The sequence below is a fragment of the Priestia sp. JNUCC 25 genome (assembly GCF_053667915.1).
In genome coordinates this window covers 1,779,785-1,806,205 of the sequence record NZ_CM132211.1, presented here as the reverse complement: position 1 = coordinate 1,806,205, position 26,421 = coordinate 1,779,785, and the positions used below count along the sequence as shown (strand labels likewise).

General features: G+C 33.5%; 23 protein-coding genes, 1 pseudogene and 1 other annotated feature. Of the genes and pseudogenes, 11 read left to right on the top strand and 13 right to left on the bottom strand.

Going from position 1 to position 26,421, the window contains the following annotated elements; genetic code table 11:
• Positions 1-127 precede the first annotated feature (127 nt).
• The gene (mreC, locus tag JNUCC25_RS09170; RefSeq protein ID WP_454223150.1) at positions 128-919 is read right to left on the bottom strand and encodes a rod shape-determining protein MreC; all 792 of its coding nucleotides are present in this window, start codon (positions 917-919) and stop codon (positions 128-130) included.
• Between the two features lie 432 nt (positions 920-1,351).
• Here mreC and JNUCC25_RS09165 point away from each other — a divergent pair, with 432 nt between their 5' ends.
• From JNUCC25_RS09165 to JNUCC25_RS09155, 3 genes are all read left to right on the top strand, one after another.
• Positions 1,352-2,116: a COG4705 family protein gene (locus JNUCC25_RS09165; protein ID WP_258198348.1), complete on the top strand. Its 765-nt coding sequence runs from the start codon at positions 1,352-1,354 to the stop codon at positions 2,114-2,116.
• Positions 2,117-2,229: 113 nt separating this feature from the next.
• The gene (locus JNUCC25_RS09160) at positions 2,230-2,610 is read left to right on the top strand and encodes a hypothetical protein (protein WP_140456750.1); all 381 of its coding nucleotides are present in this window, start codon (positions 2,230-2,232) and stop codon (positions 2,608-2,610) included.
• A 299-nt stretch (positions 2,611-2,909) separates the two neighbouring features.
• Positions 2,910-4,258 (top strand): IS3 family transposase gene (locus JNUCC25_RS09155; RefSeq protein WP_454223148.1). Its coding sequence is split into 2 segments (ribosomal slippage): positions 2,910-3,357 and positions 3,357-4,258, totalling 1,350 coding nucleotides; the frame shifts between segments, so codons are not numbered across the junction.
• A 240-nt stretch (positions 4,259-4,498) separates the two neighbouring features.
• Here JNUCC25_RS09155 and dhaK read toward each other — a convergent pair.
• Both dhaK and JNUCC25_RS09145 read right to left on the bottom strand, forming a co-directional pair.
• Positions 4,499-6,262, bottom strand: a complete 1,764-nt coding sequence (gene dhaK / locus JNUCC25_RS09150) for a dihydroxyacetone kinase subunit DhaK (RefSeq protein WP_064471556.1) — start codon at positions 6,260-6,262, stop codon at positions 4,499-4,501.
• Position 6,263: 1 nt separating this feature from the next.
• The gene (locus JNUCC25_RS09145) at positions 6,264-7,397 is read right to left on the bottom strand and encodes a glycerol dehydrogenase (RefSeq protein WP_013056510.1); all 1,134 of its coding nucleotides are present in this window, start codon (positions 7,395-7,397) and stop codon (positions 6,264-6,266) included.
• Between the two features lie 306 nt (positions 7,398-7,703).
• On the opposite strand from JNUCC25_RS09145, the gene JNUCC25_RS09140 reads away from it, so the two are divergent.
• Complete coding sequence (locus JNUCC25_RS09140) at positions 7,704-8,747, top strand: PocR ligand-binding domain-containing protein (RefSeq protein WP_029324494.1); 1,044 nt, start codon at positions 7,704-7,706, stop codon at positions 8,745-8,747.
• Positions 8,748-9,035: 288 nt separating this feature from the next.
• Here the strand turns inward: JNUCC25_RS09140 and JNUCC25_RS09135 are convergent, their stop codons facing one another.
• Positions 9,036-9,167 carry an aspartyl-phosphate phosphatase Spo0E family protein gene (locus JNUCC25_RS09135; protein ID WP_307872060.1) on the bottom strand — a complete coding sequence of 44 codons (132 nt, stop codon included), beginning with the start codon at positions 9,165-9,167 and terminating at the stop codon, positions 9,036-9,038.
• Between the two features lie 1,522 nt (positions 9,168-10,689).
• Positions 10,690-10,904, top strand: a binding site (T-box leader).
• A 43-nt stretch (positions 10,905-10,947) separates the two neighbouring features.
• Between JNUCC25_RS09135 and JNUCC25_RS09130 the strand changes: the two genes are divergently transcribed.
• Positions 10,948-12,324: an amino acid permease gene (locus JNUCC25_RS09130; protein ID WP_064471554.1), complete on the top strand. Its 1,377-nt coding sequence runs from the start codon at positions 10,948-10,950 to the stop codon at positions 12,322-12,324.
• Positions 12,325-12,641: 317 nt separating this feature from the next.
• On the opposite strand, the gene JNUCC25_RS09125 is transcribed toward JNUCC25_RS09130, so the two are convergent.
• Positions 12,642-13,085, bottom strand: coding sequence for a hypothetical protein (locus JNUCC25_RS09125; RefSeq protein ID WP_029324493.1), 444 nt, complete (start codon positions 13,083-13,085; stop codon positions 12,642-12,644).
• Positions 13,086-13,270: 185 nt separating this feature from the next.
• Between JNUCC25_RS09125 and JNUCC25_RS09120 the strand changes: the two genes are divergently transcribed.
• Together JNUCC25_RS09120 and JNUCC25_RS09115 are read left to right on the top strand one after the other, a co-directional pair.
• Positions 13,271-13,996 (top strand): ZIP family metal transporter, encoded by a 726-nt coding sequence (locus tag JNUCC25_RS09120; RefSeq protein ID WP_013056505.1) that lies wholly within the window; start codon positions 13,271-13,273, stop codon positions 13,994-13,996.
• Positions 13,997-14,139: 143 nt separating this feature from the next.
• Complete coding sequence (locus JNUCC25_RS09115; protein ID WP_029324491.1) at positions 14,140-14,505, top strand: darcynin family protein; 366 nt, start codon at positions 14,140-14,142, stop codon at positions 14,503-14,505.
• Positions 14,506-15,326: 821 nt separating this feature from the next.
• On the opposite strand, the gene JNUCC25_RS09110 is transcribed toward JNUCC25_RS09115, so the two are convergent.
• From JNUCC25_RS09110 to JNUCC25_RS09100, 3 genes are all read right to left on the bottom strand, one after another.
• On the bottom strand, positions 15,327-15,515 hold the full coding sequence (locus JNUCC25_RS09110) for a hypothetical protein (protein ID WP_013056501.1): 189 nt from the start codon (positions 15,513-15,515) through the stop codon (positions 15,327-15,329).
• A gap of 26 nt (positions 15,516-15,541) precedes the next feature.
• A complete protein-coding gene (locus tag JNUCC25_RS09105; protein WP_013056500.1) occupies positions 15,542-15,721 on the bottom strand; it encodes a hypothetical protein in 180 nt (59 codons plus the stop codon).
• 303 nt (positions 15,722-16,024) lie between these two features.
• Positions 16,025-16,879 (bottom strand): malate synthase, encoded by an 855-nt coding sequence (locus JNUCC25_RS09100; RefSeq protein ID WP_454223144.1) that lies wholly within the window; start codon positions 16,877-16,879, stop codon positions 16,025-16,027.
• 625 nt (positions 16,880-17,504) lie between these two features.
• Here JNUCC25_RS09100 and JNUCC25_RS09095 point away from each other — a divergent pair.
• Entirely contained in the window at positions 17,505-17,708 is a 204-nt protein-coding gene (locus JNUCC25_RS09095) for a cold-shock protein (protein WP_016763693.1), read from the top strand.
• A gap of 240 nt (positions 17,709-17,948) precedes the next feature.
• Here JNUCC25_RS09095 and JNUCC25_RS09090 read toward each other — a convergent pair whose 3' ends face one another.
• The gene (locus JNUCC25_RS09090) at positions 17,949-18,149 is read right to left on the bottom strand and encodes a cold-shock protein (protein ID WP_013056497.1); all 201 of its coding nucleotides are present in this window, start codon (positions 18,147-18,149) and stop codon (positions 17,949-17,951) included.
• A 1,093-nt stretch (positions 18,150-19,242) separates the two neighbouring features.
• On the opposite strand from JNUCC25_RS09090, the pseudogene JNUCC25_RS09085 reads away from it, so the two are divergent.
• Positions 19,243-19,440 (top strand): annotated as a pseudogene (locus JNUCC25_RS09085) (MerR family transcriptional regulator); the annotation flags it as partial.
• A 443-nt stretch (positions 19,441-19,883) separates the two neighbouring features.
• Here JNUCC25_RS09085 and JNUCC25_RS09080 read toward each other — a convergent pair.
• Together JNUCC25_RS09080 and JNUCC25_RS09075 are read right to left on the bottom strand one after the other, a co-directional pair.
• Entirely contained in the window at positions 19,884-20,375 is a 492-nt protein-coding gene (locus JNUCC25_RS09080; RefSeq protein ID WP_151874524.1) for a hypothetical protein, read from the bottom strand.
• A gap of 137 nt (positions 20,376-20,512) precedes the next feature.
• Positions 20,513-20,716: a hypothetical protein gene (locus JNUCC25_RS09075; protein WP_035439302.1), complete on the bottom strand. Its 204-nt coding sequence runs from the start codon at positions 20,714-20,716 to the stop codon at positions 20,513-20,515.
• Positions 20,717-21,256: 540 nt separating this feature from the next.
• On the opposite strand from JNUCC25_RS09075, the gene JNUCC25_RS09070 reads away from it, so the two are divergent.
• Positions 21,257-21,838, top strand: coding sequence for a YitT family protein (locus tag JNUCC25_RS09070; RefSeq protein WP_029324486.1), 582 nt, complete (start codon positions 21,257-21,259; stop codon positions 21,836-21,838).
• Between the two features lie 276 nt (positions 21,839-22,114).
• Here the strand turns inward: JNUCC25_RS09070 and JNUCC25_RS09065 are convergent, their stop codons facing one another.
• Together JNUCC25_RS09065 and JNUCC25_RS09060 are read right to left on the bottom strand one after the other, a co-directional pair.
• Complete coding sequence (locus JNUCC25_RS09065) at positions 22,115-23,011, bottom strand: macrolide 2'-phosphotransferase (protein WP_454223141.1); 897 nt, start codon at positions 23,009-23,011, stop codon at positions 22,115-22,117.
• A gap of 936 nt (positions 23,012-23,947) precedes the next feature.
• Positions 23,948-25,045 carry an L-dopachrome tautomerase-related protein gene (locus JNUCC25_RS09060; protein ID WP_454223140.1) on the bottom strand — a complete coding sequence of 366 codons (1,098 nt, stop codon included), beginning with the start codon at positions 25,043-25,045 and terminating at the stop codon, positions 23,948-23,950.
• Between the two features lie 449 nt (positions 25,046-25,494).
• Here JNUCC25_RS09060 and JNUCC25_RS09055 point away from each other — a divergent pair, with 449 nt between their 5' ends.
• A complete protein-coding gene (locus tag JNUCC25_RS09055; RefSeq protein ID WP_454223138.1) occupies positions 25,495-26,280 on the top strand; it encodes an SDR family NAD(P)-dependent oxidoreductase in 786 nt (261 codons plus the stop codon).
• Positions 26,281-26,421: the final 141 nt, after the last annotated feature.

Genomic DNA, 26,421 nt, shown 5'->3' with positions numbered 1-26,421 from the left:
GTTCCCATAACGAAGAGAAGTATATAGCTACCACAAACCAACACCTCATTGAAAGATAGGAAATTTTAAGTGCTGAACATAAAAACATAAGATAAAAGACTGCTATTAAGATGTGATATCAAATTCCCTACCCATTGTTCTTTGCTTTAATAACAATTACTTCACTAATATCATTAAAGTTGGATGAGGGTTTTAAAATGGCCAATTGTGTTAGTCCATATTCATCGGGTTTTACTTTAATTACTTTTCCTAAAGCTAATTTCCCTTGAAAAATTGAACTGATAGGAGAGGTTTGAACTTTATCTCCTACATTAACCTCAGCCTCACTAGGAATTTTTCTAATAATTAAATTACCCTTTTTATCATCATAGCCTTCTAATGTTCCATTTACGTTTTTCTTATCCTTTAACATTACCGCCATGCGATTTGTCCTAAGGTTTGAGCTAATTAGTTCTACTATAGAGGTTGACGAGAAAACTTTAGATACCTTCCCAATGACTCCATTTGTACCTAGCACATTCATATCTATTTTTAACCCCTGATTCTTTCCCTTATCAATTGTTATTTCATTGTTCCAATTGTTCGTTGAGCGACCAATTACGGTAGCTGTTACAGGATTATAGGCTTTCACCTTAGCTTCTGTTTTTAGAATTTTTTTAAATGCTTTATTTTCATATTCCAACTTATAAACATTTGCTTCATCCTGATTTTCAGTGGCTAGTTTATTCTTTAAGGTAACATTTTCCCGGTAAGTGGAAAATAATTGACTCACTTGTTGAGGTTCACTCCAAGAAACCTTGTCTAGAAAAGGTAAGCTATCTTTGTACAAGCTCCCAACAACAATGAATCCTCCTATAGCAAGAATCCCTCCTATCAAAATATATCTATGTCTTCTCTTCTTTCTTTGAAAACGTATCAAAATGGCACCTTCCTACTAATAGTCATGCTATTTATAATATTATTAGCTGTTTCTTAAAAACTTCTTAAGTATTATCATCTTTGAACTCTTAATAGCTGTTTGACGTTCTCCTTCTTTCAATGAATTGTACTTATTTTCTGGTTTCAGAAGCTGAAGGCATAACGTTATGTTTAAAAAAATTGGCTCATATGATTTAAATTTAATACTGTGTAATGAAATTTAAATGAAATTTAAATGAGAATTCAATGAAAAGTTTTTTATAGAAATCTCATTAAATTCTTATTTACTTTTCATTTTCATTTTATAAAAAGACTGTACAGTTTGAATTGCAATGATAAGGCTTTTAAAGAATTTTTCAGAAAAACTTTAGGTATGTGTGCCGTTTATTTAAGAGAATAAACAGTTAGCACAAGAAGGAGAGAAAAATTAAAAATGCAAGCATCTTCGCCAATGAATAAAATTGCACAAATCACCCTTGTTTTTTGGATTATGAAGATTTCTGCTACGACACTAGGTGAAACCGCAGGTGACTTATTAGCACAAACACTGGGAGTTGGATACGCAGTTAGTACGCTAATCTTTTTTAGCATATTTTTAATTACACTTGTAGCTCAACTGAGCTCTAGGAGATATATTCCGGCCCTTTATTGGACTGTTATTCTGTCAACTAGCGTAGCTGGCACAACAATGTCTGATTTTATGGACCGTACACTGGCATTAGGTTACGCAAAAGGCTCGATGATATTAATCACTATATTGTTGTCGATATTTGCATATTGGTATTTTAGCGAGCGTTCATTAAATATCAATTATATTAGAAATCGCAAGGCTGAAGTACTTTATTGGATTGCCATTCTTTTCTCAAACACATTAGGTACAGCTTTAGGGGATTTTTTGTCTGATACGTCTGGCCTTGGGTACATAGGTGGAGCTATTTTAATCGGCAGCTTACTAGCATTCATCGTTATATGTAACTTCTATACAAAGATTTCTCGTGTATTTTTATTCTGGGTAGCATTTGTTTTAACTCGCCCTTTCGGAGCAACATTTGGAGATCTTTTGACAAAGCCACATGAAAAAGGTGGTTTGGACTTAGGTACGACAGGATCTTCTCTAGTCCTAGCCTCCATTCTTATTGCCTTTATGATTTATACAACATTTAAACAAAATAACGTAAGTTCAGAACAAGCCCTGTAGATTTTCTTTTTTATTTAATACATTATAAAATTCATAAAAAGGAAAAATCTAATGAAGTGACTGATTGCATGAACACCCCCTTTTTCGCACATACTCGTACGGAGGTGGTGTTTATGGTTAATCAGTTAGAAGTTCTTACCCAGTATGTCAATGATAAACAATACTATTACTGGCTTCATCACGATTTATTTAGTGCCCAATGGTGGCTAATTGTGATTTTAAGTGCGCTCTTTCTATTCATTTTTTATCTGCTAGTTGACCGACAACGAATGGTATTTATTCTCTTAGTATTTTTCATTAGCTTTGTATTAGTAGGTATTGTGGATGAACTGGGAAAGTTCTTTGATGTATGGAGCTACCCTCATCAATTCCTAGTGTTTACCCATCGGTTTAATTCCGTTGATTTTGCGGTTATCCCAGTTATACTTACGTTGGTGTACCAATTCTTTAGCAAATGGAAGTTCTATTGGATTGCACTATTATCAAACTTGTAGTCCCACTTATAAGCTCCTACTTTGGATGCTGGCTCATACTTAGCTAAAAACCATTTGTTATTTACATTCATCTCTATATTTTCCTTTATAACCTTTATATTTTGCCATCTGAATAGACTAAATCACAGGTTTATTATATTTTAATTATATATCAAAATTGAGTTGGGAAACTTGAATATCATATACAAAGTTAGTTAACATAATCACTCTTTCCAGAAAACATGTGAAAAACGATCCCTTGATAATGAACTGCGCCCCAATTGTTAGACATAATCTAACCAATTGGAGGCGCAGTTTTTATGAGGAGATTTTCAGAAGAAGAGAAACTAATGGCTGTGAAAAAATATTTATCTAATGAAGGGTCTTTTAAAAGAATCGGAGATTCTATAGGGGCAGATGAAGGAGATGTGCGCAGTTGGGTTCAACGCTTTCAATATCATGGGAACGAAACGTTTAAAAATTCCTATGCAAGGTACTCAGTAAAAGATAAACTAGATGTACTCACCTATATGAAAGAACAGGGTACGTCAATAAGAGAAACAGCTGCCATCTTCAATATTAAATCTAGAAGAACGCTTAAAAGGTGGCAAACTCTTTATGAGAATGGTGGTATTGATGCCCTAAAACCTAAGGGAAAGAGGCGTCCATCCATGAAGAAGATAAAGAATAAACAAGAAAACCCTACTACTCAATCAATTGATGCTCTACAAGCTGAGCTAGAATATTTACGTGCAGAGAATGCTTATTTAAAAAAGTTGAAGTCCTTAGTTCAGAAAACATCTCAACACGAGAAAAAGCAGAAGTAGTACACGAACTAAGGAAGCAATTTGACTTAAAATTACTACTACTTGTATCTAACCTTGCGCGCAGTACCTATTATTATTGGGTAAATGCTTCTTCCAATCGTATTGATAAATATGGAGATATGAAAAACCTTATCCAAGATATATTTCATCATCATAAGGGACGTTATGGATATCGTCGTATTACGCTAGAACTCAGACGCCAAGGCTATGTACTAAATCATAAAACTGTACGTCGTTTAATGAAAGAACTAGGATTAAAATGTTTAGTGCGAGTTAAAAAATATCGTTCTTATAAAGGAAATGTTGGAGAAACAGCTCCTAATGTCCTGCAGCGTGATTTTCAAGCTACTCACCCTAATCAAAAATGGGTAACGGATGTGACAGAGTTTCACCTGTTTGGTAAAAAGCTTTATTTATCCCCTATACTGGATCTTTTTAACGGTGAAATCATCTCTTATCACATCGAATCAAAGCCTATCTATCCTTTGGTAGGTAAGATGCTTGATCAAGCATTAAAATGCTTAAAACAGGGAGAAAAAGTCATTCTCCATTCAGACCAGGGTTGGCACTATAGAATGTCAAAGTACAAAAAAGCACTCCAACAAAATAATATTATTCAAAGTATGTCCCGTAAGGGCAACTGTCTAGATAATGCCGTCATAGAGAATTTCTTTGGCTTATTGAAGTCAGAGCTTTTATACCTTCAACAATTTAAAGATATGGACCATTTTGAGAGAGAGCTAAAAGAATATATACATTACTACAATAACACTCGAATTAAGGAAAAATTGAAAGGCATGAGTCCAGTCGAATACCGTACTCATGCCAACTATGTTGCTTAAATATAAATTGTCTAACTTTTTGGGTTCAGTTCATAATCAAGGGATCGTTCACTTTTTGTTTTTCTTTTTTATCTTTGAAATACCATTGGTTATTGTACATTTTTACCACTTATAGCTTAAACGAGATTGTAAGAGATTGTCCTTAGTGACCCATAAAAAGTTCCCCTCCACGTATAGTGTAACCCTCACTCTCAAAGAGTAGTTTTTTCACACTATATTTAGAGGGGATAATACCAAATTTTACTTATTTTCTCGCATTACTTGGGCTACTTCAGTAAAAATTACGCCTAAGCCATGTGCACCTGCGTCCGGATAACCAAGACTTCTTTCTCCAACCGTACCAGCACGTCCCATACGTGCAACAATCTGTTCGGTTGATTTTGCTCCTTCAACAGCAGCTTCTGCTGCTTTGACAAGAGCATGTTTCAAGCTTTCACCTTCAGCAGCACTTGATGTTAACGTATCTGCATAAGGTACTAAGGCATCGATTAAAGTTTTATCTCCCACAACAGCTCCACGTCCAAAAGAACGTTCTCCTGTTGCTTGAATTCCTTTTACAGACGCTTGGACCATTTTAGCAAATTCTGCTAAAGTGAGTTCGGTTTTAGATTCGGTGTTCTTTCCAGCCGCACGAAACGCTGATCCCCAAATAGGTCCTGATGCTCCACCACAGTGCTCCATGATAACGATAGAACACGCCTCTAAAAAGTTGCCAATATCATTTGATTTATTTTCTAGAATTTCGTGCCATTCAGATTTCAACTGTTTGAATCCTTTAGCAACACTCATTCCAAAGTCCCCATCACCAGCATGGGAATCTAATTCACAGAATGGTATTTCATTTCTAATAATACATTCACTCATTTGGTCAACCATAAAAATAATATTATTCAACGTCAATCGATTTTCCGTTACTACGGAATATTCTTTGTTGGTTTGCACCTCATAGGACACTTTCGGGGCCTCCACGGTACCGATGATTTCATCATAAGTGACAGCTGGTACTTCACCTTTGATTCTTAGCGCAGGAGTATCGCACTCTTCAGATAAGAGACTCTTTAAGTTTTCATCTAATTTCATAATTGAAATAGAAGCACCGGCCATATCAATGGCTGTCATATAGTTTCCGACAAACGTTCTTGCAATCGTTACTTTTCTACGTGACAATTCACGAATGACAGAATGATTTAATAAATATAGTTCTTGAAGAGGTGTGCTTCCAAATCCATTAATTAGGACAGCCACTTCTCCTTTTCCATCTTCTATCCCTATTTCTTTTAATAATGCCGTTACCATGCGCTCTGCAAGTTCGTCTGCTGAAATAATTTTTTCACGACGGATACCAGGTTCTCCATGAATGCCAACCCCAAATTCCATCTCATCTTCTGCAATCTCAAACGTAGGAGTTCCTTTAGCAGGAACTGTACAAGAAGTTAGCCCAATACCAATGCTTTTAACATTCGCAATAGCGTTTTCCGCTGCCTCTTTCACTTTTGGTAGATCATATCCGCGTTCTGCTGCAGCACCTGCTATTTTATGGACAAGAACAGTACCAGCTACTCCACGTCTTCCAACTGTATATAAACTGTCCTGTACAGCAATATCATCATCTACTTTTACATAATCCACTTGAATTCCATCTTCTTCTGCCAGATAAGCAGCATTCTTGAAATTCATCATGTCACCACTGTAGTTCTTAATAACTAGTAAAGTTCCCTTATCGCTTGCTGTTTCTTTAATGGCTTGATAAATCTGTATTTGAGAAGGTGAGGCAAATACATCACCACAAACTGCTGCATCTAACATGCCCTTCCCAACATATCCAGCGTGAGCAGGTTCATGTCCACTACCGCCCCCACTAATTATACTTACTTTGTTTTTATTAATTTGCTCTTTTTTAATGACTTTATATTTTTCAATTAAATTCAGTTCAGTATGTGCTAGAACCATTCCTTTACACATTTCAAGTACGACATCTTCTGGTTTATTAATAATTTTTTTCATCTTATATTAACCTCTTCTTATAATCATTTCCAATTTGATCTGCTGCGATGATAGCTGCAGCTACTGACTCTGGAGTAATAGGGAATGGCATAGAATAAATAGATTCCTCTGGAATACAAGCTTTATTAGCTACTTCCATTAACTCTTCTTGTGTGATTTGTTCTACTCCAATATCAGCAAGACAAACTGGAAGTCCTACTGCTAAACAGAAATCTAACACTTCTTCTATTTCCTCAGTTGGGGCATTTTCCAATACCAATTGTGCTAATGTACCAAAAGCTACTTTTTCACCGTGGAAGTAGTGGTGCGCACTTTCTAAAAGAGTAAGTCCATCATGAATTGCATGTGCCCCAGCTAATCCACCACTTTCAAACCCTAATCCTGATAATAAGATATTGGCTTCAATAATGTTTTCTAAGGCTGGAGTAACAACATTATGATCGCTTGCAGCTTTTGCTTTAACCCCGTCCTCTAATAGAGTGTTGTAGCAATGTTTTGCTAAAACTAACGCTGCATTTGTACCTTTTGCTGGTGCACATAAGTCCTCACGCACTCCACAAGGTAATCCAGCATTTACATTAGAGAAAGAACGTGCTGTTGCTCTTGCTTCGAAATAAGTGGATAATGCATCTCCCATACCAGATACTAAGAATCTAGTAGGTGCATTAGCAATCACTGTTGTATCAATCAATACAACACTTGGGCTTTGCTTAAAGTATGCGTAATCATCGAAAGCACCCTCTGGTGTATATATAACTGCGGAATGACTTGTAGGTGCATCTGTAGCAGCGATTGTTGGGACGATAATTAATCCCTCTCCCTCTGCCACACATTTTGCTGTATCAATTGCCTTACCGCCACCTAAACCAATTGTACAATCACAGTTGTTTTCTTTTGCTATTTCCTGCAATCTAGAAATTTCTGGTCTTGAACATTCGCCATTGAATCCGCCTTCAAAAAATGTAATACCATATTTTTCTGCTGTTGCATCTAATTTGTCTTGTACACGTTTAATATCTTCAGGATGTGCTATTAAAAGTGCAGAAGTACCAAATGTTTTCACGAAATAACCTAGGTTTAAAATTTCATTTTCACCTTGAATGTATTTTGAAGGACTAATAAATGCTTTCCTCATAACTAAAACCTCCTAATTGACTTTGTAATCCCTTACAATTGGAATTTTACTATCTTTTGTCCAAGATTACATTAGTCTTAAATGACGAGTTTTTACAACCTTTTATCGTATTTTTTTGCTCTCTTCATTTAATATGGTATTATTATGACATTATTTCAGGTAAAAATATTACCAAGTTCATGTTGAGCAGAGATGACCTTTATCGCTAAGAACTCTTTTATTTCATGAACTAAAGAATAAAGAAAAAGTATTCTCAAATAGTTGATTTAAACTACCACAAGGTAAGTAAGGGAGATAAAAACATCATTGAAAACTACTTACATGAATTTAGATAAAATACTAGATTTAAAAAAGTGGCGAAATCTTCAAGATTCGCTTGCTCTTGTTACAAAATTAGCGATTGTCACGGTTAACTATAAAGGAGTGCCCATTTCTCAACACAGTAGCGTACGTCCATTTTGTGAGACTATGCGTAAAAATCCTAATACAGCAAAACTTTGTGAAAAGTGCGATGCGCGGGGAGGACTAGAGGCAGTCAGAACCAATGCTCCTTATATCTATTTATGCCACTGGAATATTGTCGATATTGCCATTCCCATTATAATTGATGATAAATATGTAGGTGCCATCATGGCGGGAGAAGTGAAAATTAAGGATGGTGACAAACATCCTCCCTTGGAACAAATGCTTACTGTTCCATCAAAGGGATTTGAACAGAATTTAAATAATAATGAGGAAATACAGCGTCTATATGATTCTATTCCTACTCTATCCTATACAGAAATTAACGACGCTGCTCAAATGTTATATAGGCTTTGTAACTACATTGTAGAGGAAGCTATGAATAAAAACTTAATTTTAGAAGTATATGAAAAGATGGCTCCAGTAAAAGAGGACCTTTCTACTGAAGACATTTCTTACGGTTATTCTCTAGATAATATTCAAAATATAAAAAAGGAATTAGCCAACACAGTTACTAATGCTTACGTAAAAACGTCTATTAACGATCACTTAGTTTGTAAAAACAAAGTATTACAGCCAGCCTTTGACTACATTTATAAACATAAAAGAGAAAAAATATCTCAACAAAAGATGGCCGATTTATGTCACATTAGTACAGGTTATTTCAGCCGTATATTTACCAAAGAAACGGGTATGAATTTTTCTGTTTTTATTTCTCTCAAAAAAATAGAGTGGTCCAAACAATTATTAGAAAAAACGGATTTGTCTATTGCACAGATTAGCGATGAATTAGGTTTTAACGACCCCGGGTATTACATCAAGACATTTAAAAAATATGAAAATATAACTCCTAACGTCTATCGGAAATATTATCAAGAAAAGCTGTAGAATTTTCAGTCCTGATGTAAGAAATATATATAACTTTTCCATACTGATACTATTACTCTAAAAAGGGATACTCTCAGTATGTAAAAGCAAAATCTCTTTAAGTGGAAACACGATTGATTTTTATCTGAGTAAAATAAGAAATAAACAAGCAGCATATTAAATAAACAAATTTTTTATTTACTCCATCCACTTCATTGGGAGCATATCACACATAAATGAACCCATACAAAAAGACACCTTGATTGCCAATATCGAGGTGTCTTATACTTTTTTTATAAAAAATAAGAACTAATCAGCCGTAGAGGCCTCTTTTAATTGGTTTAGCAATTGATCAATGGATTGGCTAATTACAATGGTATTTTCACTGGTGAATCCTTCCTCTAAAACAACTTGAATCATAAGTTCTCTTCCTACCTCTATATCTACAAGTAAAGCTTTTATTAAAAATTGTTCTTTATATATACTTGCACTTACCTAATCACCTATTGCTCTAAGTTGCTACTTTTTTATTTAACACTAACTATATTTTGGCTTTCCAACAATGTTTTTTCCTGTAAAATCCAATTAAAAGCTCGGAATCCCCTTTTTAGGATTTGAATAGCTCATTTTTTATATCGAATGCGTGTTATAATACATTTTGTAGATGCAAATAAAATTTCCATTCCTAATTTCATAGTTAAGAAAAGTCCTCAATTTATGAGGACTTTTTTATAATTAACATAGAGATATTCAATTTTAAAATTAGAAATTGAATATTTATCCTACCACCAGAATGACAAAAAGGACAAACATGATGACTTGTTTGTCCTTTTTACATAGATGATATGTAAGATTTAATTTGCTATCAATCACTTATTTGTTTTAAACGTACTAAAGTTAAACAGTATAACAGCAATAATAAGCTCTATGATAGCGCCTATTTTTCTTTTAAATCAGAGGTAGGCATGAAGAAAGAGACATTTTACAATAAGGTAAAAGTATACGGGGCAAGGAAGTAAAGTCTTCTTCGTTTCCTAATTTTATTAGATGTCCTAACAAAATAAGTGACTCAACAGTTTGTTAATAATCAAGCTTATAGCTTTAATAAAATCACAGTTTTTTTTAAAATACGTTGATTTAAAAAAACACCCTAAATTAGGTATTCTTCATTTAGATATTCATACTTCCAATTTGGATCATGTTCAACTACTGTAATGTTCATTTTTCTCCCCTTTAATCATTTATTACATGGACAATATAATAAATGATTAAATTAATTCAAAAATCTTAGTATCTCCTAAATTATAATATGTGCCTTCCTATAAAGTACCCTTATTCTCCAATGCCATTAACGATGAGGGTGCTTTTTTCTATGTGAAAAATTCATGAGTGCTTGCCAACTGTATGATACAAGTATGGTTTGATAAAAATACATAGCGAACAGGTGTAATTAACATGACAGAAAGGAAGAGGGCTGCTCAGTCTTCTGGCTGCAACTCCAATCAAAATATCAAATAAAAAAGAGCTTATTTCTTTTGCAAGTTTACATAAGATAAATTATAAGAAGTAACAAAACTTTAAAATTCCTATTATTAAAGGTTTTTGTATATTTGTAATTCAAATGTTGTAAAAGAAAAGTTCCTAAAAGGATAATAACTCTTGCCTTGTTATATTCTTTAGGATAAAATACAATACTGAGATATATTCTCACCATTTTTATTCTGATTTGAAAACCTACTGTACTCTTGTTTGCACAGTAGGTTTTCTATTATAGAAAAGCGTACAATTCAATCACAGTACAAATGATTGGAAAAGGAATGATTAACTACTAAATAGTGATAATTGTTATCTTTATGTAAAATCTAATAACTCTTCTTATAGCTGTAAGTAGATAAAAAACATATTGACATTTAATTTCAAACTAACTAATATGATATACATTACATACACTTTAATTTAATAAACAAAAGCTAAGATAGGATCTTAAGTAATTCTAATCTCCCTGTTATAGAGAGCTGATAATTGGTGGAAGTCAGTACAAAGGTTAGAGATGAAATTCACTCCTAGAGCTTCCTCTTCTAATGGTGTTTTAGAGAGGACGGATAAAACCGTTATGCTAATTAAGAGGTAAGATGTTTTTACAATATAGGGTGGTACCGCGAAATTTTCGTCCCTGCTGAATAATTCAGCAGGGACTTTTTTATGTTAAAAGGAGGGCATCATGAAAGAAAATACTGCATCAAAGAATACGTTAAAAAAGCAATTATTACCGCGACACATTCGAATGATTGCTATTGGAGGAATGATTGGGACAGGGATTTTCAAAGGGAGTGCTGATACAATTGGATTAGCAGGACCTTCGGTTATCTTTTCGTATCTATTTGCTGGACTATTGCTTCTTATTGTAATGGGAGCTTTGGCTGAAATGGCTATTGTATACCCATCCCACAATATGAAAGATCTAATTCAAAAAGCTTTTGGAAGACGTTTTTCTTTTGTAATGGGAGCTACTTATTGCTTTATGTGGCTTACTGTATGCGTTATTGAAGTCATCGCTGCAGGTAGTTTTCTGCAATATTGGTTTTCTTCTATCCCCTTATGGATTCTTTGTCTTATTTGTTCAATTGTACTTATTTTAATTAATGCTACAAGCGTAAAGTCTTTTGGAGAAATTGAGTTTTGGTTTGCTGGTATTAAAATCTTTGTTATTATTGCTTTTATTTTATTAGGTATAGCGATACTATTTGGAATTATGCCAAGCAATAATTCATCTTCTCATTATCTTCATAATTATAGTGATTTTATGCCAAATGGCTGGAAAGCCGTTTTCTCTACATTACTTGTAGTCATTTTCTCGTATGGAGGATCAGAACTCATTGGTTTAACTATTACAGAAACGAAAGATGCTGAAAAGGTATTGCCAGGGGTAGTTAAAGGCGTTATGTGGAGAGTAGTTCTGTTTTATACTTTGCCTATTTTTATTATCTGTGGCTTGATACCATGGGATAAAATTGATGCAAATGCTAGCCCTTTTGTCCAAGTATTTGAAACAGCCGGGCTTCAAGGGGCTTCTCATGTTATGAACTTTATTTTATTAACAGCTGTCCTTTCAGCAGCCAATTCAGGTATTTATGGCTGTACAAGGATGCTTCATTCTTTATCTCAGTCCGGAGATGCTCCTAAAAGTTTGTCCTATGTAAATAAACAAGGCGTACCTGTTTACAGTTTAGCTTTCAGTGTCCTATTTTTATTATTGGGAACGTACCTCGTATACTTATATCCTGAAAAAGCTTTTTCTTATTTATTAGCTATTCCTGGATTTACAGTTTCTCTTATATGGATTAGTATTTGCTTAGCTCAGCTAAAGCTACGTCCTCAATATAAAGAAAAACCATATTTTAAACTTTGGGGCTTCCCTTATTTAACGCTTTTTGCCGCATGTACATTAATTATTAGCTTCATAGTCTTTCTCATAGACAGTGCGAATAGGTTAAGCTCTATAGTTTGTGTAGCATTCGTTCTTGTAATGGTAATTCTTTCATTTTTCAAAAGGAACACCAAACCTACTTCTCTTGAAGTACCGAATGATACCAATTAGATTTTACATTCTTCAAAAACTTAAATCAAAAAAAGATACTTTATAAAGTATCTTTTTTTGATTTATAGAATCACTTGCTTCATCTGAGAGCATTTTTAGTGATTTAACTCACGATTTGTTTTTGGGATTTTTGCTCTTCATTCCAAGCCTCTAAGGTTTCAAGGCCTGTTAAGTGCAAGATACTCTTTGCATCTCCTTATAGTTGTTTTCGCTGTGATTGTAGTTTATTCCTTTAGCGTAATATGCCATATTCGTTTTGAACAATTCTTTCATTTTCTGCATAGCTTGTAGATTAAAATAAGCAACATCGATTTCCATTAAGTGCCCAAAATGGTGATGTACGATTGTGTTTGACATACCTTTGTTATCCACACTGTAAATTCGTTAATCATGTTAATTAACTCACTAATGTACTTGTTTTTGTGATGATCAAACTGTTTGTACGTTTCCTCTACTTTGCTAAAATCAATCCATTTCTTTAGTTTAATCATAGGCGGATTAGTGCTCAAAAAATACGCGAGTTCTTGCAGCTGATTACTGATCCTCAGCCATGTTTCTGCTTTGATTTCTGTCACTTGGGTAGGTTGATACTGTGGCACATACTTGCAAATCGTGGTGTAGAAATAAGCAAAAGCTTCATCAGCAAAATAGACCGATTCTTTATTCCAATACTTTGCATTGTACTCACCTGGTTTCACTTCTATATAATAAGCATTTTCGACCTTGTCCACATTGGTTATCATTTCAAAAGGAGATTCCATAGTAACACCTCTTTTTTAGATAACGTTAGTATGTCCTTTTTTATTAGTGATTTACCTAAAAATTACTCCTAAGTTAATATCATGTACTTTTATTTTTTTAACCATTTATAAAACATAGGTATGATTGCCTTTCCTTTGAATAGGTTAGTTGTAAAAAACCATATAGCCGAAAGGAAGTAGCAATTATGCATATAGAAATGAATATCTTATTTACTTTAGGTTCTTTACTGGGTTTATTAGTAGGAGGAGGAATTCTCAAATTAGTAAACCATCTGGCAAGGGGAAGAATCCAATTTATGTATGCTATATGCGGTGGAATCTTATTGGGCTTATTGTTCTTTGATATCCTTCCGTCTACTTGGCATCTATATGATTTAAGAGGCGTTTTATTAGGAATTGTAGTCGGATATATCATCATGCTATGCATTGATCTCTTTTTGCATAAACAAAACAGCGAAATTTCACCCTTACAGGCACTTATCTTATTAACGGTTGCTATCTTTTTTCATAATGTCATCACAGGTATTACCTTTGGAATAACAGATATGCACCAATCAGCTTCTGTATTCGCAGCTACCCTTTTACATCAGGTCCCAGAGGGGATGGCAATTATGACAGTCCTCTCTATAGCAAAAATACCGAACACCTTCTTTTTACTAATTATAGCCCTTCTATCGCTGTCCTTAGGAGGCAGTTTATTTATTGGTGAAAGTGTACAAGTTTCCTCACTTAAACTACAAGCTTTATCGACTGGTGCAGCAATCGGTACACTGTCTTTTGTTATCTTTCATGAAATAATTGGAAATACCATCAAGCACTTCAGGAAATTGCATGTATGGCTACTAATTTCGCTAGGATTCGTAATTATTTATGTTTATCAATATTCCCTTTCATTATTTCATGGCCATTAGAATGATTAAGTTTAAGTGTCAAAAAGACAACTACAAATGTATGCAGCTATACCTCATTCTGATCATTTATAAAATTAGAACATTCATGATTATGGTAACTAGAAATGAGTGTTATATATAATGAAACCACAGGAGACAATACAATGACAAAAAACACCTTAAATCATGGCATTATAATTTTATTAGAATTTTATCCAACTTGGTTAGCATTACCTCGTGAAAAAAGAAGAGAGCTTGCAGAGGATTTATATTCAATAATCGAAAAATACAGCGAGAACGTTAAAGTGAAGTTCTTTGACGCTGATGCCTTTGGAGACGGTACTTATACGGATTTCATCTTTTGTGGAACATCAGATTTAAAAATGTATCATTTTATGTGGGAAGAAATTCGTGATACATATGCCTATTCAAATGGTTACTTTAAAATGAAAAAAGTGATGATGGGCGTACAGAATGCCTATCAAAAATTCGAGGAAGAAGTCTTAGAAATGGGTTCTGAACACAAATAAAATCTTAGTGTAGCAAAAGATGAAGACGAAATAGATCTTACATTTAAAAAAGGCTGCACAATATTTTGGGGTTATTACGATAGCATACCTATCATTTCTACCTCTCACAACAATCTATTGTCATTCAATTATTAACTCATCCTGAACAAACATCAATGGGGTTGAATTTAAATATAAAAAGTAAATTATAGATTGTATCCTTTATACCTTTTAGTTAATTAACATGTATATAATGCTATTTATGACTATGAAAAAGAAGCCACGCTATCTTAGTGGCTTCTTCCCACATGTACGATGTAGTTACTATTTTAGTTAGACCATTTTTCTTCACTATCAATCCATTTGTTCTCATTTAAATCAAACGATTCTATGTCATCATGAAAATTAAAATAGTTACTTCATCTCTAAATTGAACTATCATAACTTTCTTAACATTGTTTATAGGTATATCTAAAGCTATATATTTTCTCATTGAATCTCTTAGTTTAAATAAACTTTCACCTAACATAATAAATATTGTGAGGTGCATTAGCTATTTATAAATAGGCTACAGAATTCTTGTTTTGAAGGTAGCCGTAAATATTAATAACATTGCCGTTTGCTTGTCCTGTAAGCTTTTATAGTGCCAATTAATATGGTCAAGTTCTAACTCTATTTCAATTAATTGTTCTATAACTTTCTCTTTATCTAGTGAAGAGCTAAGAAGAGCTTTAATTAACCGCTCAATTTTATTACTACTCTCAGAAATGTCATTTAAATCTAAATCAGTCTATTTATTAAAATAAAAAGCACCTCAATTAATAGATGCCTAGTTTTTATTATTATTTTTCTTCTGTAATCATAAACTGTACCACGTTATTTAAATTGATGTGCACTAGCTCTTTTTCATTCGAAATGAATCTTTCATATTTTGTTATATGACTAATGACTTCTTTCTTTGATGTGGCTTCGAATTTTAATTCCTTTGTCCTGCCATTTATAAATTCGAAAATAACTTTAAATTTAAGCATAGGTGTATCTCCTCATTATCTACTTATTATTTTTGTTTCATTAATTCTTCTTCAAAGAAAAAAACACTTGAATATTTAGTAACCGTATAAGAGTATCTTTTTATGTTTTTTACATAATGACTTTTTAAGATTGTTACTAATTCATTCGATACTCTTATAGTTACTGTTTTTCCATTACTAAATATTTTCACGCTTATATCCTTCATCTTCTCTCCTATTAAGAATAATAAGATTATCGTATTATTCTTATAATAGAGCTGAGAAAAGCTTACATCACCCCGTATAGATTTTCCTCATTCTGGTATATGGGCTCAAAAAGTATATAGTTATAAAATAGTAAAGGATTATTTTATATAGATTTTTTTATGACCTACTGTCACTTTTCTACCTCTCCTACGTTCTGCTCTTGCCTTTTTATTAGCGAACAGAGCCAAGGAATGTTCGCTATTAATGATGGGTGTAAAAAATGTGTCAGTCCCTAGTCATTCCTATTATCTTTGGGCTAACATTTACATACGCATCAATGCGCCATTAGGCTTTGGTAACTCCTCAGCTGTTATCAGATTCATTTTACAAAAATGTTCAAAAAATTGTTGTGCCAGCTCTCTTTCCTTTGGGTCACTTTTCAACTCAGCTATATCAAGCAAAATTTGAGCCATCCATAAATTATCAAAATAACGGTATTTGCCTGTATTCCATGTCATTTTTTGGGATGACCTTTCATTTACATAATATTTCCAGAAAGGCATCTGATCCGATTCCTGTTCTGTAAGTTGGAGTCTGTATTTTGAATGAGCAGGAATATATCCATCTTCACAAAGCTTACCGATAAAACCTTCATTCACCATATAGACGCCTAAGATACGTCTGTCTTTTTCAGGCATACTGGAATCTATTGCTGTTAACAAGACAGCACTATTTTGGTGCAAACGGATGGGTTTGGTTGGCTTCCCCTTGTTATTACCGCTTTTTATTACGCCTGAAAAAACCTTCCACTCTAAAAGAGAACTATTCTGTTCTTCTGTGTCACACCAAAAAGCCATTTGTGATTCCGAATGAAGTTTATGATTTTTCATAAGTTTTTCAAGTCCCCAGCGAAGTTCTTGGTTTTTTCGTTGTAGTTTTTTTTCCTCTTCCTTCTTCCGTTCTTCCTCGTTGTGTTCCATTTCCTTTTTTTCTATAATTTTTTCGAGTGAATGAGCAACACTTTTATCATGCAGTTTTAGATGCTTTCCAAATACATCGGGGAAAACAAACTTTTTATTTTCCGATGCGAAATGTATTTCAATACTAGAATCATTATATTTAACTATACTACCTATCCCAAAAAGCTTGTGTGTAACTTTCTTATTGATTAGATTCATTATTCTAGACCTCCTTGTAGAATAAAAACTCGGTTACTATTAGATAGTAAATTAATAATTTTATTCAACTAACTTACCTTTAAAGCTCACACAACTGTTTGAGTTTTTTTAGTTTAAAAAAGTATTGAAAAAATGTATCCATAATTCTATCTGAAAAAAACACAGCGGAATTTGGAATACGATCGAAAAAACAATTGTAAAACTATTATAACATTTTTTGAAAATATTACAAATTTTTCATTGACAATATATTTTAATTTGAGGTAAAATGGAGTTTTGTTATTTATAATAACTCGAAATAAAAGTCTCCAACCAGTCACGAAACTTCTGGAAAGTCCCTATAAATAACAACTTGATTACCGGTGATAAGCGAAATGATTCCACCATTAAACTAACCCTCATTACGTTGGAGGCTTAGTTTAGGGATGTACTACTACAGTAAGTGTTACAAGTAAAAAGCAAAAGAAGAAGATATGAATATTATTACCAAGTGTTTAGAAATTCTCATATCACAAATTCCGTGCATTATTCAATGAAAATAAAGTGGTAAAAAAACACCAATTCATATAAATGATTATTACTCCTTTATAAGCTATAATGTAATATGAGGAGTAGTGATGTTAGTATGTATTATTACGGCAAAAGAAATCAAGAACCTTTAGCTCAAGAACAAACAGAGGTTTGGGAATGTACGGTAGAAGATTGTAAGGGCTGGATGAGAAAAGATTTCTCTTACGACAACCACCAAAAATGCCCTTTGTGTGGAAATCACATGGAAGCTGGAGAACGGCTTATTAATAAAATCCCCCTTAATCCCCATCGAAGATAATTTGTACCAAATTATTTAATTTAATTGAAAATATAGTTAATTCATTTGCATTTGCTTTCTATTTCTATTGTATGTTATAACTAGTTATACCTTGTATCGATCGTCTTGTCTAAAACCCAGGCTTTTTTTAAAGCCTGGGTTTTCTATTGAACTAATAGTAGATAAATCATGGTTTTCTAATTATAAGACCATAACCAAAAGGACTCCTTCATAAGGAGTCCTTTTGGTTATCACTTTTAATTATGCTTTGTGAACGTTAGCAGCTTGTGCTCCACGTTGACCTTGCTCGATATCAAAAGTAACTTTTTGACCTTCTTCTAATGATTTGAAACCTTCACCTTGAATAGCACTGAAATGAACGAATACATCGTCTCCGCCTTCGATTTCAATGAAACCGAAACCTTTGTCTGCATTAAACCATTTTACTGTACCTTGTGTCATAATATTGCCTCCTGCTGTGGAATACTCCACAAATGTATTACCTCTCTTGCTCAATCATACTATTTCAAGATAAAAACTTCTGTTTAAGGTTTTTTCTTCTCTCAATCTTATACCGAACAAAAATAAGTTAAGTATAGTGTAACACATAGAGATATTCATAGCAAATAATTGCTTTTTTCCATTCCTTCACAAAAAACAGTATTATGAGAAACGCTCAGAATTGCAACGAGTGGACAATGACCCGCGAAATAAAGAATATCTTCTTCTGGTAGCTTATCAGTACAACATTTCAACACTTATGCACCAAAATCCCCTTAACTATGTATAGTTAATTTATGGTTAAGGTTGCCCAATATAGATAGTCTCAAAAAGTACACTTTTTGGGATTGTGAAAAAATGACTTAAAAAACAGCTATCCCATCCGAAAAAGTATACTTTTTCGGACTCCTAATTCTATACTTTATTCAAACACTAAAGGAATAAAGTTAAAAAATTTATTGGAATTAATAAAATTGCTTTAACGAAACTCAAATAAAAGGTTAATTAATACTTTTTTATGAATTAATTTACTTTTAATTTATTTTTAACCATATTTTAATGATTCAATATAATCATTGGATTATAATGGAATTACCAAAGTGATTATCCTTCTTTCAACTTGCTTTCTATCTAAAGCAAGTCTTTTTATTTATCGGAATGAAAATGACTAGAATGATATAGGTTGCACCGTATCCACATATTTCATTAGTAATCAAATTAAAATATATTTCAAATATACAGAGAAACGCTCTCTGAGGGAATGAACTTTGGTTTTACATATAATAAATGGTTCGACATAAATTTGAGCAATTTAGAAGCTCTTATTTTCTTCTTATTATTGATTTTGAAACACTTGCTTTTTGAAATTAGTTAACCTAATGTCACTCTCAAGAACTACAAACGCCTTTCATCAAGAAGTATTTATAACGTGCTATATTTAATAAACTTCATTTCTATATACAATCCAAAAGTTAATAACATATATACTGATAAAGCATGGAAATAGGAGAGGATATTCTTGACTAAAAATCATCCATATTTAGATGAGAAAGTTATGACTATAAAAATCGTTACTGAAATGACAGGTTTATCAGAAAGGCAAGTTCGTTATTATGAAGAGCGAGAGCTTATTTTCCCGAAACGAAACTCTTCAGGTACCCGAATGTATTCCTTTTCCGACATTGAAAGGTTAATGGACATCGCAGAAAAAATTGAAGATGGGGTTCGAACACGAGAATTGCGTAAGGATTTATTTTAAAATAGGTAAATTTGATTTGTTCTTTCAGTCTTTGTTCATGTTTACTCAATCCGTATCTTCAATATTTAATGGATTATTTTCATTTTAATTTTTATAAGTGTATATAAAACAAGATTTTTATGCATCCCATTACCATTTAGCCTAGAGAGAAACATTGATACATAAAGAATGTATAAAAATTTGCATATTCTATAAAAATGACTCTGTTAGAACCCTTACTCCCATAAGGGTTCCTTTTTAGGTTGTGTACCGTAAAGAGGTATTATGTTAACTGAACATTCATAGGTTATAGAGTCAAAAAATAGAAGGAACTACTGTCCCTCAACAGTAATTCCTTGCTGTAATATAAATGTATTTTGGGTGATCTAATTTATCTGAAGTAGTTTATACAGAAAGAATGATTGACGAATAACTCACAGAGATAGATTCTTTTTTAGTTATTTACTAACTTCCACTACGAATGGAACTATAAAGACTTTTTTACTGCGCTGAAACTCTCCCCAAATTTTATAGATGCCAGGTGAAGGGAAGGTTGTATGGAACATAGCATTAGATCCTTTTACCCTTTCATCCATCGGGTGTACGTGCAGATATTTTGTTGCGTCTTGATTTAGAATGACAACGTGTCCTACAGCTCCAAGGTATGGTTGTAAATCCTGAATAGGCTGTTTGGTTTGAGCGTCTTCAAAATGAAAATTTAGCATAGTTTCCTGATTCGCTTTTAGCTGGCTATCTATTTTAAGAGACACTTGATTCCCATTAACAGCTTTTACTAATTTCTTATCAGGTGTAAGGCTAACAGGAGCTGGTGTATTTCCCTTAACAGAAACCGTATGCATTTGAACTGTATCCGATTGTCCTTTCGGTACAAAGTCAGCAATTAACTGAAATGATCCTCCCTGAGTAAACGTAACAGGTACTGTGAACACACCTTTTCCCTTATAAGTAGGATGGATGTGTTGATATTTTGACAAGTCTTTGCTTGCAACAATCAGATGCATTTTCTTTTCGTGATTTACCTCAAATTCGGAAATAGGCTTCCCTTTATTATCTTTGATTGTGATTGTTAACTGTTGGTTGTATTAGCCTGAAGATAATGTTTGAACTTCCAATCGGTTTGTACTGCAACTTGTTGTTTTTCTTTTGAAGAATCGTTATGGTCCATGTTTGCCATGTCGTGTTTCATCTGCTTATGTTCAGAATCCTTATTACATGCAAACAAAGCAATCATAGTTAAGAGAGATACCACGATAAATAGTAACTTTTTCATATATACACCCTTTCATTTGAATCAATACATTCAAGGGTTATCTACTAATTCAATTTATAAGCACGTTGAGGTCTTTATAAATCATATGCCTGTTTTTAAAGTGCTATGACTTTTTGACCTTTAAAAAACAAACTACCTAAAAATAGAAAAAACTACTGGGACAGCAGTAGTTTTTTCTAGTGCAAACTATGTTTTTATTGATGACTTTAATCATCATGAATAGTGTAGTTACACTAATGAATTTTATTCCTAGATAATCGATAAGAAAGAAAGCTGCCAGGGAGGGCAGCTTTCTTTCTTACAAGGTTGCAGTGGAAGACGCCGTTCAGACATCTTGAGTAGTTTGCTCAAATGATAAAAAAGTATTCAATTTAGGCAAGTTGCCTGATAAAGAATGAAAACATATAGTGTAGTCAGAATACTTTCAGCTCTGAATCCGTATTTTTTATAACTTCCCTGATCTATAAAATTAAAAAGCGCTTTTCCGATAAAAACATTCATGACAGCTAGCTAAAGCTTATACATATAGTAAGAGATAAATTGACTGAAAAGGTGATTATTATTCAGAAAATACTGGTTGTTCTAGTCGGAAGCTTATTGTTAAGTATAGGAATTAATGGATTTTTAGTTCCTCATTATTTGTTAGATGGGGGAACAATTGGGATTGCTCTCATCCTTCACTATTATTTTGAATTTCCTACAGGTGTGATGATTATTATTTTGGGTTTTCCATTATGCTGGTTTGCTTGGGTTTATGAAAGAAATTATTTTTATAATAGTTTTTATGGTTTAGTTATTTCTTCTTTATTTATTGATTGGCTAGAACCTATTAAAGACCAGTTTCAACTTCCTGTTTTTCCTAGTGTAATTCTTGGAGGAGTGTGTATTGGGACGGGGATTGGTCTTATGCTTCGATATGAGACAAGCACAGGAGGAACAGATTTACTAGCACAACTTATATCAAAAGCTTTTTCTTTAAACATAGGGATGGTTATTTTAATTATAGATGGTTTTATCATAACAGCAGGTCTTCCTTTATTAGGACCTAAAACGTTTCTTTTTTCATGTTCGACAATTTTCATAGGTGGAATGACGACTTCGTTAATTACTAAAAAAGAATAATTTGGATTATAAAATTAGTATCTTCTATCCTCCATTTTTTGCACTTTCTTGATTTTTATAAATTTAAAAGGCCCTTATAATAATTCTGAGATTGACTAAAGGGTTCTCTTTTATGGTTCGTTCCTAGAGAATCCATTATGGTAACTAAAAGGCGAAAAAGCTACCTTTGGGGAAGATGGCTTTTTCTACTGATAAATAAATTAGGTTGTAAGTGGAGTCCTAAAAGACTTCTTAAGTAGTTTGCTCATTATATAAGTTTTTATCAAAGTTATTTTATTACTCAATTGGACCAAGCATCTGTTGGGCCATATCTTTATACTCTTGCATCCCAGAGCTTTTAGCAAACTCAGCAACAGTAATTGCCTGTGTTGTTGCTAACTCTACGATATGCTCTTTCATAAGTGGCCACGCTTTTCCCCCTGCTTTCTCATATGCAGTAATAGCTTTTTCCAATCCACCTTCTCCAGTAAATAAATAGTGAGCAAGAAAATCACGAGATACATCTGTAACGGCTACTTCGGTCCAATCTATTAAGCCAGTGACCTCTGATTGGTGATTAATTAAAATATGCCCCGGATGAATGTCACCATGGCTAAGGCCGGTATAGTTTGGCCACATATCATCATTAGCTACCCAGGCTTCCCAACGATTCAACAAATTATTACGCACCTCATATTCATCTTTTACTTTTTGCATTTTTTCTTTCATTAACTCTCTTGCTTCCGTTGCCGTATAAACCTTAATACCAGCCTTCTTTACTACGTTTGTTGGCAGTTGATGTAACTCTGCTAACATGCGTCCGAATGATTCGTAATATGTGGATGGAATATTTTCTATATCTAAAACCCACTCGTAATTTTGAATTTTAGGATTAATGGTACCCACAGGCACTCCGTCTAATAATCTATAAGCAATGAGTTCATCGGTGGAAATTTCCCAATTGGGTGCTTGAATGGTTGTATATCGATTTACAGCATCTAAAACCATCTTTTCTTGATTAGCTTTTGCCATAGAGTCTAGTCTGCGCGGGATTCGTAAAATCCATTTTTGTCCCTGCTTATCCTCTGCATGGGCAACTTGAAAATCTAAGCCTGATTCATTCAATTTCATTGTTTTTTCGATTACATTTAGGCCTTTTCTTTTTGCTAATTCTTTAATTTCTAGTTTATTCATCTTAATTATCCTTCCATAAATATTCAATTTTTTTTACTTTGTTCGTTGCCCTTTTTATTCTCTACAGCTCTTCTTCTCACAACTAATGTTATCAATTAATAGCTATTTATCAGTATAAATCAACAGTTAGAAACACAAAAAAACTGCAGAAATCTCTGTCTGCAGCTTAAAGTAACCAAGTATCAACCTCCATGTACTCAGTAATACCTCGAAGAAACCATAACAGTAGATTGTTCAAGGTAAATGAGTGCATTTTTAGGTTAGGTATAACAAAAGAAAGATAGATGAACCCACCTTTCCTCATGTCACACATTGCTATGTCCGTTGAAGATTATTAAAAATGGACAGACTGATCCTGTTTACTCTGCAAGTATTAAACAGAGCCTTTGAACATATTAAATTACTTGTTCAAAGTATGGATACGCAATCTGATTGAAGCAGTCATTTTTAATAATCCTCCTTATTGTAGAATGCTTTCATTTTATAACATAAAATTATTATTTTCAATCCCCCGATAAAAGTCTATTTTACTTATCTAAAAGGTCTATTGCTAGGAGTAATGTTTGCACGAGAATTAACATATTAGGTAATACTTATCAAAAAATTTACTTTATAAAGATTTATACTAATACTCTTCCGGTAATGATCATGTTAACTAGATATGTATGCGGTATTGATGTTATTAAATAAGCTTATAAGGATTACCATGCTTAGGATACAAACGAACAGATCAGTTTGGATTTAAATAATATCAATACAGCATTGAATTTACCGATATTATAAAAAATTTCCTGGAACAGTTTAACACTAACCAAATAAACTGTTTCTATTAAACCATTTTGATTTTATTTGGCAGAAGTAAATAAATTTAATACTTCTTGCTTACTCGTGTTTGTTTTACACTATATAATGAAAACAATTAATTGACTATTTTTATTATGAAAAGGTTGGAGCAGGAAATTCATCAATTTTGATACGAAGTAAACTATAAGGTTTCTCTCGTAAGTCTTTTCCATAATGAAATCTAGGCTGCCGATGTAATTGGTTTACAATGACATACAAATATTGATCCGGGCCAATTGAAAAAGTATCCGGCCACAAAATTTTCGGATCATGTGCGATAGTTTCCATTATGCCATTTGGCAATATCTTACGAATACTGTTGTTTTCGTAATCTCCAGCATAAACAGTTCCCTTTGCATCGGTGATCATTCCATCAGACGCACCTTTTTCTCCCCAATACTCCACATGATAAATTAAATCTTTGTCGGGTATAGTTCGGTCTCTTAGAACTTCTGTTGAAATCGAGAAAAGATGACGACTGGTTAGTGGACAAAAAAATAAAACTTTGCCATCGGGAGAAATTGCTATTCCATCAGAAGCCAATCTAAATGGGGAAGTTGAGCCATCTATGTTTCTATTCATCAAAATTTCACCTTCTACCTTCGGTAAAAAATAGGGATCGGGTGAAGTTGATTTTACTCCATTTAACCGTCTAAATGCGTTTCCATTTGATAAATCTACGACAATAATAGCTCCTGGTCCTCTTGAAGAAGAATCTGTTATATAGGCATAACCTGCTTTTCCAACGCGAAAATCAAAACGGACATCATTCAGATAAGTTGTAGGTAGAACAACATCTTCTGTAAAGGTATATACTTTTCTTATTATATTGGTTTCTAAATCAACAGCGACTAATTTTGCTCCCCCTTTAATAGGTTCAGAAAAATTGGGTGCCCCTGTATCTAATATCCAAAGCGTTCCCCTTCCATCAGCAACTACACTTTGGACACTGATGAAAGTCATTGTGATATTTTCGGAGTTAACCAAATTGGTTTGTAAATTAGGATAAGACTGCAATTTATCCTGAACAATTTCCGCCACTGTAAATTTAACATCGTCTCCCCATTTCGGAAAGCAAATGAAAATACGACCGGTTTCTGAAACAGTAACACCTGTAGGCATAGCCCCATAAAATGCATAAACTAGTTCTAAATTACCGAAATATTTTTCACTAGGTAACATAGGTTTCATAATATCCTCCTCAAACATTCAAACGGGATATCTCATATATATGGTTTATATTTTTTCTAATGCATGTTTCTTAATAAGTTTTTCTATACGAAAAGATGATTGAATTGATTGTTTTCGAAATTTAATAAGTCTGTCAGAAGAAAGGAAACATTTTAATTTAAAGGTCTCCAGATGAAGTAGAATTCAATTAGCAGGTAGCGAAGTTCAATATTCCCGAATCAACATTAAGCTGTTATAAATAAGAAATTAGGAAAATTTTCTTTTTTAACTTTATGAAGAAATGTATTTAAGCTAAACTGCCTCTTTAGCACAATAAGCACTTCAACCTTTAGCAATTTAAGTCCACTAATCTTTTATCATAGCTTTGCTTTTTAAAGAAATTTCGTATAAAGTGATGATTACATAGAATACTGTATCAGTCAGTAGTTTAATAACATTTCGGAGGAAAAATGCCAATGAATACAAAAGACTTAAGAAATATCCATGCCCTCGTAACAGGTGCTTCAAGCGGCCTAGGATTTTCCATGGCGGAGGCTTTGCTTCAAGCTGGAGCCACGGTGGCGTTAGCTTCTAGAGTTGGAACTAAATTGGATCAAGCAGTAGAGAAATTAAAGCGCGAAGGTTATCCTGCTGTTGGAATTCCTTTGGATGTTCGATCAGAACAATCCGTCAATAATGCGATCAAATGGGTGAAAAGAGAATGGGGGAAGCTCGATGTTCTCGTCAATAATGCGGGAATTGGGATGAGGACAGTAAACCCGCGTTTTTTAGTCGAGCCTCAGCCATTTTTTAAAGTAACACCAGAGGGGTTTCGAGATTTAATTGATACCAATCTCACAGGATATTTTTTAGTAGCTCGAGGGTTTGCTCCTTTAATGATGGAACAAGGTCATGGGCGAATCATTAATATTTCTATGAATCATGAGACTATGAAAAGAAAGGGTTTTGTACCTTATGGACCATCGAGGGCAGCCACTGAATCACTCTCATATATAATGGCCAAAGATTTAAAGGAATATGGAATTATGGTGAATATGCTTTTACCGGGTGGTGCCACTACTACCGGGATGATTCCGGACGAAGTTCGAAAAGAGATTGAATCAAAATTCCAGCTATTAGATCCAAGGGTTATGGCCGAGCCGATTGTTTTTTTAGCCTCAGCTGCTGCAGAGGGAATCACAGGTGAAAGAGTAGTTGCCACCGATTTTAAAGACTGGCTTCTCAAAAGAAAATAAGTTTTTAATCACAGGGACGGATCCTTTCCTCTTTGAAAAAGTAGAGCTGTCCCTGTGATTATTCTTTTATATTTTATAGAATGTCCAGCTCCAGCACGGGTATAAGCCAATCCGTCAAGAAGACTAAAGAGCAAACCTTCT